Below are 7,619 nucleotides of genomic sequence, written 5' to 3'. Positions count from 1 at the left end.
TTTAATTATAATATATTTTTATGTCTTAATTTAGGGATATAGCGCAATGATGAAATTTAGGATATTCGGTAGTTTTATTTTCTTTCTTTTAATATATAGCTTTCAGGTTTCAGCGCAAGAAAACAGGCCAAATCAGGTTTCTATAACCCAGTTAGCTGATGGGGTATGGCTGCATACATCATATTATACTTACCCAAATGGTACAGAATTTCCCTCAAATGGCTTAATTGTGAAAGAAGGAGATAGTTTAACCCTTATCGACACAGCGTGGGGGGAATTACTCACTTTAGATTTACTCGAAGCAATTAGCTCAGAAATAAAACTGCCAGTAAGCAAAGCATTTGTTACGCATGCGCACGGTGACCGAGCTGCTGGTGTCGATGTACTTGAGTCTAAGGGAATCAATGTTTTTGCTCATCCATTAACTGCTCAGTTAACCATAGAGCAAGGCGCGGCAGTACCTAACAATATTATCAAAGAACTTAGAGTAGCAGATTCAGTTGTTAAATTTGGCTCTCTTGAACTATTTTTTCCAGGCCCTGGGCATGCAATGGACAATGTTATGGCGTGGTTACCTGAAAAAAGAATCTTATTTGGTGGCTGCGCAGTTCGGTCACTTCAGTCATCATCTGTAGGTAACCTAGTTCATGGTGACATACACTCTTGGCTTAATATAACAAAGCAATTAAAAAGGAAATTTAAAAGTGCAGTGATTGTCGTCCCTGGACATGGCGCTGTTGGTGGATATGATTTACTCTCACATACAGAAAAAATAATAACCGATCATCTCAAATAGGTATAGGTTATGGCGGCTTTAGGCTCACATTGAACATTCTAAGGCCGCTTTCTCCCTTGTGCTTTGCGCGCCAAAAAAGTACGTAGAATCTCGCTTGAAAGTAACATTAAATTCGCTTTGTATTATTTGAAACTCGCCTTGCCGAATTTGGCTGGTAATGAAAAATGAACCTGCAGATACTGTTAATTAAAAGTAAATTCTTTTAAATCTGAACACACATCTAAAGGTTAAATATGCACACAATAAATAAAAAGGCATTAGCAGTTGCTGTCGCTTTAGCTTGCTCATTACCTGTACATGCACAAAACGAAAATCAGCAGGATATTGACAATAAAGTATCAAAAGAGCCGCAAAGTGGCTTAGAAATCATTTCTGTTACGGCAACAAAACGCAAAACGAAGTTGATGGAAACACCGGTAGCAATTACGGCGTTAACAGAAGCTGAGCTTAAAAAAAATGGTGTTAATAATATTAAGGATATTGCGAACCTTGTTCCTAGTCTTGATATTTCAACAGCAACAGACCAATCAGCACCCGTTATTTCAATGCGCGGGGTACGCTCAACCAACCTAACAGAGCTAGGTGATCCAGCGGTTGGTGTGCACTTAGATGGTGTGTATTCACCTAGAATGCAAGGTGCACTTGCACTTATGTATGATATTGACCGTGTTGAGGCATTGCGAGGTCCGCAAGGTACCTTATTCGGCCGAAACTCTACGGTGGGTAGTATCAATGTCATATCTGCAAAGCCACAATTTGAAAACTTCTTTGGCAATGTGAATGTTGAAGCAGGTAAGTACAACAGTAAAAACATTGATGGCATGATTAATATTCCAATTAATGAGGAGTTTGCAGTTCGTTTCGCTGCAAAAGGTTTGAAGCGTGACTCCTACTTAGAAGGCTACTACGATCCTAACCAATACGATACTCGCAGGCTCTCTGATGATGTATTAAATGCCCCAGTAATATCTGAAGACTCATATCAAGGCGTGGGTCAAACTGTCACTCAAAGAGAAAACTGGTGGATTGATGGTGCTGGTACAGACCCTGAAGCACAAAAAGTTCGCGCATTAACACCAGCGGATAAAAGTGATTTTTATAATAATGCCGATGAGTATTCATTTCGTATCAGTACACTTTGGGAGCCATTAAATGGTAATTTCTCAAACCATACGGTTTTCCAAAAGTACGTAAACAACAGCAGCAATAATCTTGATTTAGTTAACTGTGATAAGTTAAGAGGGCGCCCAGCTGAAATGGGAGGTGATTGCTCAAACTTTTTGCCAAGTGATAACACATATCAGGCTGTCGTGAATGTCCCAGGACAATTAGATTTAGATATCACATATCTTCGCAACACGTTAAATTATAACCTAAATGATGAATACAATATTGTGTGGTTGATGGGTTATGAAGACATGGAAAGAGAGTCTTCACAAGACAGTGAAGTGGGACTTGACCCTTGGGATGGTGCCACTTACTTCCTAGACGGCACTGGGGCTGAATCGTTTTCAACAGAATTACAACTTCAATCCGATGAGTACGGTGACTTTATATGGATTGTGGGGGCAAACTACTTCCACGAAAAAACAACAACAGTGGGTTATTATGATAATCCAATGGATGATAAAGCGTTTTGGGACCAACCGGATCGCTCAACAGATGCATTTGCCATTTTTGGTCAAGGAACATACAAACTAACTGAGAAGTTACATGCAACTTTAGGCTATCGTTTTAGTGATGAAACAAAGCAAGACAAAGGCGGCAGAACGTATCGATGCTCAAATGCAGATGGGTGTGCTGTAGGTTGGTTAAATAGAACAGAACTAAATAATCTTCCAGTCGACTATTACGAAGACCCATCTATCTATGCGTCTTACTTTGAAAATGACAACAAAGGAAGCTGGCAGCATCATGACTTCCGTGTTGGCTTAGATTATGACATTTCATCAGAAACCATGCTTTATGCATACTTAGCGAGTGGCTTTAAAGCGGGCGGTATTGGTGATGTATACGAAGTAGTTAACGATAGAACCGGTGACGTTACACGATTCGAAACGAAGTTTGACCCAGAAGAAGTATTAACGTGGGAGCTAGGTGCTAAATCAAGCTTTTTTGATAACTCACTTAACTTAAAAGCTGCTTTTTTCTATACAGATTATACCGATATGCAGTACGCATCGGTAGGTTCGATTGGTAATGTTGAACGCTTATCAGTTGTGGAAGATGACAACGGAACACCGATTTTAGGTGATGATGGCGAGCCTCTTCTTGATTATCAAAATCAACCCGTGATTGCATATTACACGCAGAATGTTCCAGCATCGACGATTAAAGGTATTGAATTCGAATTTGACTGGAAACCATATCCAAATGGTCGTATCACAGGTTACGTAACCTGGACTGATGCTAAAATTACGGAAGATTGGAATACCAAGTGGGACTATGATTCTGAGTATCTATTCGATATCTCTTATGAAGAATCAAAAGATCCTGAAAACACATTGTTAACCACTAACCTCAAGGGTAACAATCTAGCAATGACACCTAAATACACTGCGAATATTAGTTATACGCATACGTTCAATTTAGGTGAATATGGCTTTATTCATGGCTGGTTTAACGCAAGCTGGAAAGATAAATCGTATTCAACGGTGTGGAACCTTGATAAGCATTTAGATGATATGGATTTCGCTGTTTCAGACGAAGCGACACAGTATATCGATGATAGCCGAGATGCATTCGCGGTTTATAACGCTTCTTTGAAATATGAGCCGCAAAGTCAAAAATGGTATGCAGAGCTGTTCATCAATAACGCATCTGATGAGACTATTCAATATTGGAACAACACAAGCAAAGGTGTACCAAAAGGTAGTTTCGGTATGCCGAGATATTATGGTGTTAGAGCCGGTTTCTCATTTTAACCCTACTACTAAGCGCTCTCATATTGCTCAGCAATATGAGAGCTAAACAGATTATGAGGCAAAAAAATGAAAAAGTTTTGGCTACGTATATCAATTTTCTGTATCGCATTTTTATCCCCTTGTCTAAGTGCTAACTACTTTAAAGATAACTTTTCTTGGGGTTACGACACCAGTATTTGGACTGCACGACAAGGCAATAATGGCACGCCATTTGGTTGTACTTTTCAACCTAATATGCAAAGCCCCAGTGAACATGGTTTAACGCTGTCATTATCGCAGGGCACATGCTCAGAGTTACAAAGTAATCAGTTTTATAGCTATGGCAAAATACAAGGTCGTTTAAAATCAGGAAATGTTGCGGGTACAGTTTCATCGATATTTACTTACACATCATGGTGGGATAGCCCAGGTCGAGCATGGCAAGAAATTGATATTGAACTGCTGCCTTCTCTTGGCAATGTTGTACACACAAATATTATTTATCAGCCGCAAGGTGGGGTATATCAGAGCTGGGAGCAAGACATCGACCTAAGTCAATATGGGCTCGATTATCGTGAAAACTTGCTGATGATAGGTTTCGATTGGTCCAGTCGTGTTATTCGTTGGTATCTTTATGATGCCAATGGCCAAGAGCAAACTATTCGTATCGTTTATAAAGATAATGGTGATGGTGTGCTCGCAAATAATGAGATACCAGCCTACGCTTGGCCAGTGGATAACACCAAGATTATGATCAATCACTGGCATGGCGATAACTCACAAGAAGCCAATTACTTTCCTGGTCAATACTATGGCACTTCATCATGGGTATATTATGACTTTATTGAATACATACCTAATTAATCATTTAATTTTCAACGTGTTGTTTTATAGGTTTTAAATGTCTAGATTTAAATTTTCACCGCTTGTATTAAGCCCATTAGCCTTGATTGGACTTGTTTATACTCAGTGTCCGCTTGCTGTCGAGGTAGGTCACGTAAAATGGCCTGATGTAAACACTAAACTTAAGCAAGACCCTGCTGTTGAGAAGCAGGTTGACGAGCTCATTCAGACGATGACAATTGAGCAAAAAGTAGCGCAAATGGTTCAACCTGAAATCGGTTATTTAAGTGTCGAGCAAATGCGCAAGTATGGCTTTGGATCGTACTTAAATGGAGGTAACACCGCGCCTTATGGTAATAAACGTGCCTCGATGAAGCAGTGGCTCCAATATGCAGATGAGATGTATCAGGCATCAGTAGATGCTTCATTAGATGGGGCTGCAATCCCGACGATTTGGGGCACAGATGCAATGCATGGACATAGTAATGTTTATGGAGCTACGTTATTTCCTCATAACATTGGTTTAGGTGCAACCAGAGATAAAGATCTAATTAAACGTATCGGTCAAGCTACAGCAAAAGAAGTTTCTGCAACTGGAATAGAATGGAGTTTTGCTCCCACTGTCGCAGTGGTCAGAGATGATCGTTGGGGCAGAACGTATGAGAGTTATTCTGAGAACCCAGATTTAGTTAAAGAGTATGCCGGTGAAATGGTTGTTGGTATTCAAGGTAGCATCAACAATAATTTCTTAAAAGCGACAAATCGTATTGCAACAGCAAAGCACTTTGTTGGTGATGGTGGAACCGAGCGAGGTATAGACCGTGGCAATACTATTATTGATGAAAAAGGGTTAAGAGACATTCATAGTCCAGGCTATTTTTCAGCGATAAATGAAGGGGTTCAGTCAGTTATGGCGTCCTTTAACAGCTGGAATGGCCAACGTGTGCATGGTGATAAATATTTACTAACTGATGTACTTAAGAAGCAAATGGGCTTTGATGGGTTTGTAGTTAGCGACTGGAATGCCCATAAATTTGTTGAAGGCTGTGATTTAGAGCAATGTGCTGCTGCTATTAATGCCGGTGTCGATGTTATCATGGTCCCTGAGCACTTTGAGGCCTTTTATCATAACACGGTTGCGCAAGTGAAAGATGGCACTATCTCTGAAGAAAGAATTAATGATGCTGTTCGACGCTTTTTGAGAGCGAAAATAAGATGGGGAGCTTTCTCAAGAGGTAAACCATCAAGCCGTTCTGAATCACAGCATCCTGAATGGTTAGGCGCTTCTGAGCACCGTGAGCTCGCTAGAGAAGCTGTTCGTAAGTCATTAGTGTTATTAAAAAATAATGACCAAATACTCCCTATTAAAGCAACAAGCAAGATATTAGTTGCTGGCGATGGTGCCGATAGTATTGCAAAGCAAGCGGGTGGGTGGAGTGTTTCATGGCAAGGCACAGACAATACTAATGACGATTTCCCAAATGCAACGTCAATTTATGCCGGTTTAAAGGAGCAAGTTGAAAGTGCTGGTGGTCAAATTGAACTAAACGAAGCGGGAAACTACTCCGTTAAGCCAGATGTAGCGATTGTTGTTATAGGCGAAGAACCTTACGCAGAATGGTTCGGTGATATCGAGTTTCTTGAATATCAATATAAAACAAAAGCTGATCTTGCATTACTGAAAAAATTAAAGGCTGATGGTATTGCAGTTGTCACCGTATTTTTAAGCGGTAGACCGCTTTGGGTAAATAAAGAGCTCAATGCATCTGATGCATTTGTGGCTGCATGGTTACCGGGCTCAGAAGGTGAGGGGGTAGCAGATGTGTTATTGACAGATGCGAAGGGTAACACTCAGTTTGATTTCTCAGGTAAATTAAGCTTTTCATGGCCAAAGTATGATACGCAATATACATTAAACCTAGGTGACAAAACTTATGATCCATTATTTGCTTATGATTATGGATTAACTTATCAAGACACGGTTAATGTGCCTTTATTAAGTGAAGATACAACACCTAAAAAGGTGGCAAATGATGACGCTAAGCCTTTATTTGTAAGAGGACTTTCAGAGAACTTAGTGTGGGAACTGAAAGATTCAAAAACAGCAGCCATTGAAACAACAGGCTCTTCGGCAACCAGTGGTGATGGTACCAGCTTGTTAATGCAGTCTGTTAATTTGTCTTATCAGGAAGATGCAAGACAGTTCATTTGGCGAGCTGGGGCAAAAAAAGCAACCTTGAGCTTAAGCTATCAGCAGCCTGAAGTACTGAGTGATGCGAGTAAATCTGGTTTTCTTGAACTTAAAATGAGAATTAACACTGCGCCAAGTAATCAGGCTCAATTGCAAGTAATGTGTAATGAAGGAAATTGCTTGCGCAACATTACGTTTGAATCAATAGAAGCCTTGATGAATGATAAGAAATGGCATACGTTAGCCATACCGTTAAATTGTACATCTGCGTTAAATAATACGACAAAGGTGGCAGAGGTGTTAAATGTTTCAGCAAAGGCTGCCAGCTTAGCTGTTGCTGATATAGCACTGTCTAGTAAACCAAATGCAGATGCTTATTTACTCACATGCTCTGACTAAATCTTAGTAAAGCTGATGGGCAAGTAATGCCTATCAGCTTTACCTTATGGATTGAATAATTTGAATACTAGTAACCCTCGCGGCCATTTATTTTGGCTGTTTCAGATTTGTGGTTGGGTTGTTTACGCAATGCTAACCGAATTGATGATTAAAGTCCCAAGTGATGAGCCTTGGACTATCCATATCCCGCATTTGATTATTGATACAATTTGTGGGTTTATAATTACCCTCTCCCTTAGAAAAGTATTTACTTGCATCAACTTTATAGAGCTAAAGTTGAAGATTGCACTTCATATTTTCATTGTCATAACTGCAACGTTAATTTGGACACAAATTAAGTGGATAACACTGCAGTGGTTTTATGGAAACTTTTGGCAGCCAATGACATGGTTTGATTTTGGAACATGGACGTCGGCGTCATTAACAGTGCTTTCAACTTGGACCGCGTTTTATTATGGGATTAAAATTTATTTAGATAATTTAGAAC

At 39.8% G+C, this 7,619-nt stretch carries 4 protein-coding genes and 1 pseudogene; all 5 read left to right on the top strand.

All coding sequences use genetic code 11. The annotated features are described in order from the left end of the window. Positions 1 to 46: 46 nt before the first annotated feature. Positions 47 to 796: a subclass B1 metallo-beta-lactamase gene (bla, locus tag L1D46_RS18865; protein WP_130052860.1), complete on the top strand. Its 750-nt coding sequence runs from the start codon at positions 47 to 49 to the stop codon at positions 794 to 796. Positions 797 to 1,029: 233 nt separating this feature from the next. Next, on the top strand, positions 1,030 to 3,720 hold the full coding sequence (locus L1D46_RS18860; protein ID WP_130052859.1) for a TonB-dependent receptor: 2,691 nt from the start codon (positions 1,030 to 1,032) through the stop codon (positions 3,718 to 3,720). A gap of 66 nt (positions 3,721 to 3,786) precedes the next feature. Next, positions 3,787 to 4,563 (top strand): family 16 glycosylhydrolase, encoded by a 777-nt coding sequence (locus L1D46_RS18855; protein ID WP_130052858.1) that lies wholly within the window; start codon positions 3,787 to 3,789, stop codon positions 4,561 to 4,563. Positions 4,564 to 4,600: 37 nt separating this feature from the next. Next, positions 4,601 to 7,132, top strand: a complete 2,532-nt coding sequence (locus L1D46_RS18850) for a glycoside hydrolase family 3 protein (RefSeq protein WP_130052857.1) — start codon at positions 4,601 to 4,603, stop codon at positions 7,130 to 7,132. 60 nt (positions 7,133 to 7,192) lie between these two features. Next, positions 7,193 to 7,619, top strand: a pseudogene (locus tag L1D46_RS18845) (transcriptional regulator); the annotation flags it as partial.

The sequence above is a fragment of the Pseudoalteromonas sp. Isolate3 genome, assembly GCF_022398505.1.
GTDB classification, from domain to species: Bacteria; Pseudomonadota; Gammaproteobacteria; order Enterobacterales; family Alteromonadaceae; genus Pseudoalteromonas; species Pseudoalteromonas apostichopi.
Note: the sequence above shows the minus strand (reverse complement) of the source record. Positions and strands in the feature narration are given on the sequence as shown.

Coding starts and splice junctions, on each gene's coding strand:
- bla (WP_130052860.1), top strand. CDS start 47: ATGATGAAATTTAGGATATTCGGTAGTTTTATTTTCTTTCTTTTAATA.
- L1D46_RS18860 (WP_130052859.1), top strand. CDS start 1,030: ATGCACACAATAAATAAAAAGGCATTAGCAGTTGCTGTCGCTTTAGCT.
- L1D46_RS18855 (WP_130052858.1), top strand. CDS start 3,787: ATGAAAAAGTTTTGGCTACGTATATCAATTTTCTGTATCGCATTTTTA.
- L1D46_RS18850 (WP_130052857.1), top strand. CDS start 4,601: ATGTCTAGATTTAAATTTTCACCGCTTGTATTAAGCCCATTAGCCTTG.